The following is a 2045-nucleotide window of genomic DNA, read 5'->3' as shown; positions in this document are numbered from 1 at the left end:
GCTCTATACCTTCGCTGACCGAGACCGCACCGAGGCTGGGCGCCAACAGCGCAACATCTCCATCAGCTATCTCGCGCTGACCCGGCAGGACGCCATGACGGCGTCGCGCAAATCCCAGTGGAGAAGCTGGTACGACTTTTTTCCCTGGGAGGATCACCGCTCAGGCGTGCCTGAAGCGCTGCATCTATTGCGGCGGCGCCTGATTGCCTGGGCGAAAGGCGCCGAGAACGCGGCCTCCCGGCGCGACCGCGGCCAGCGCGCGGCGATCGCGTTTGCCTTCGACGATCGCCCCTGGAACGAGGAGCTCACGCTTCAGCGTTACGAACTGCTCTATGAAGCGGCGCTGGTCGAGGAGGCTGGTGTGGATCCGAACGCCGCTCCCGCCGCTTCCGTATCAGGCAAGGCAATGGTCGCCGACCATCGCCGGATCCTGGCGACAGGGATCGCGCGGCTGCGCTCAAAGATCAAATATCGGCCTGTCGTCTTTGAGCTCATGCGACCGACCTTCACGCTCCTCCAGCTGCAGCGGACCGTGGAAGGGCTGGTCGGCAGGCTCATCAACAAGCCGAACTTCCGCAGGCTTGTCGAGCAGCAGGAGCTGGTCGAGGAGACCGGCGAGACGTCTCTCGACACAGGCGGCCGGCCAGCAAAGCTCTACCGCTTCCGCCGTGCTGTTCTCGACGACAACGCTGTCGTCTCGGGAACGAAATTGCCGCTTTCGCGGGCTTGACACCTTTATAGTCGACGTAGATATATGCCGCTTGTTGTCAGCCCGAATATAAGCGGAGGCGCGGATGATTGGCGCGTTACCAACGGCCGCGTCGCTCTATGAGCGCGTCCGGCGGGTGATCCCGCCGATCGAATGGCCGGCCTTTGCCGACGACATCGACGCGATCCTGGCGCTGAAGCGCGAGCGCAACGCCGTCATCCTGGCGCCCAATTATCAGACGCCAGAGATCTTCCATTGCGTGGCCGACATCGTCGGCGACAGCCTGGCGCTGGCCCGCAAGGCGATGACGGTCGAGGCGGACATCATCGTGCTCGCCGGCGTGCATTTCATGGCCGAGACAGCAAAGCTCCTCAATCCCGGCAAGACCGTGCTCATTCCAGACCTTGCCGCCGGCTGTTCGCTGGCGGACTCGATCACGGCTGAGGACGTCCGCCTGATGCGCCAGCTCTATCCTAGCGTCCCGGTGATCACCTACGTCAACACATCCGCGGCCGTGAAAGCCGAATCCGACATCTGCTGCACGTCGGGCAATGCGCTGGCCGTCGTGAAGTCGCTCAATGCGCCACGCGTCATCATGCTGCCCGACGAATATCTGGCAAAAAACATCGCGGCGCAGACCAAGGTCGAGATCATCGCCTGGAAGGGACGCTGCGAGGTGCATGAGCGCTTCACCGCGGCCGATATCCGAGAGCTACGGGAAGCGCATCCCGGCGTGACCGTGCTCGCCCATCCCGAATGCCCACCCGAGGTGGTCGCCGAGGCCGATTTCGCCGGCTCCACGGCGGCGATGTCCGACTATGTCGGACGGCATAAGCCGGCGCGCGTCGTGCTGATGACGGAGTGCTCGATGAGCGACAATGTCGCCGTCGAGCATCCGGACGTGGACTTCGTGCGCCCATGCAATCTTTGCCCGCATATGAAGCGCATTTCGCTCGTCAATATCCGCAGCGCGCTCGAGCAGAACCGCCACATCGTCACCATCGATCCGCGTGTCGCCGAGCGCGCCCGCTGGGCCGTCGAGCGCATGCTCTTCGTATGACAACCCACGTCCATGACATCGGCGGGGCGCCGGTCATCATCGGCGCCGGTCTCGCCGGACTGATGACAGCACTGCATCTGGCACCCCAGCCAGTCGTCCTCCTTTCCAGAACCGCGCTTGGGACGGACGCCTCGAGCACGCTCGCCCAGGGCGGGCTCGCAGCGGCCTTTGCCGAGGACGACAGCCCGGACCTGCACCTTGCCGATACGCTTGCCGCGGGCGATGGGCTTTGCGACGAACAAATGGCCAGGCGCGTGGTCGAGGCCGTGCCTGAAG

At 64.3% G+C, this 2045-nt stretch carries 3 protein-coding genes; all 3 read left to right on the top strand.

The genetic code is table 11. The annotated features are described in order from the left end of the window. Positions 1–730 (top strand): hypothetical protein (locus EOA24_RS35725; protein WP_127410690.1); only part of this gene is annotated, 730 nt, incomplete at its 5' end. Positions 731–794: 64 nt separating this feature from the next. Beyond that, on the top strand, positions 795–1769 hold the full coding sequence (gene nadA, locus EOA24_RS35720; protein WP_127410689.1) for a quinolinate synthase NadA: 975 nt from the start codon (positions 795–797) through the stop codon (positions 1767–1769). After that, positions 1766–2045 (top strand): FAD-dependent oxidoreductase (locus tag EOA24_RS35715; protein WP_127410688.1); only part of this gene is annotated, 280 nt, incomplete at its 3' end. The genes nadA and EOA24_RS35715, both read left to right, overlap by 4 nt.

Origin of the sequence: Mesorhizobium sp. M2A.F.Ca.ET.039.01.1.1 (assembly GCF_003998035.1) — a bacterium.
Classification (GTDB): domain Bacteria; phylum Pseudomonadota; class Alphaproteobacteria; order Rhizobiales; family Rhizobiaceae; genus Mesorhizobium.
Note: the sequence above shows the minus strand (reverse complement) of the source record. Positions and strands in the feature narration are given on the sequence as shown.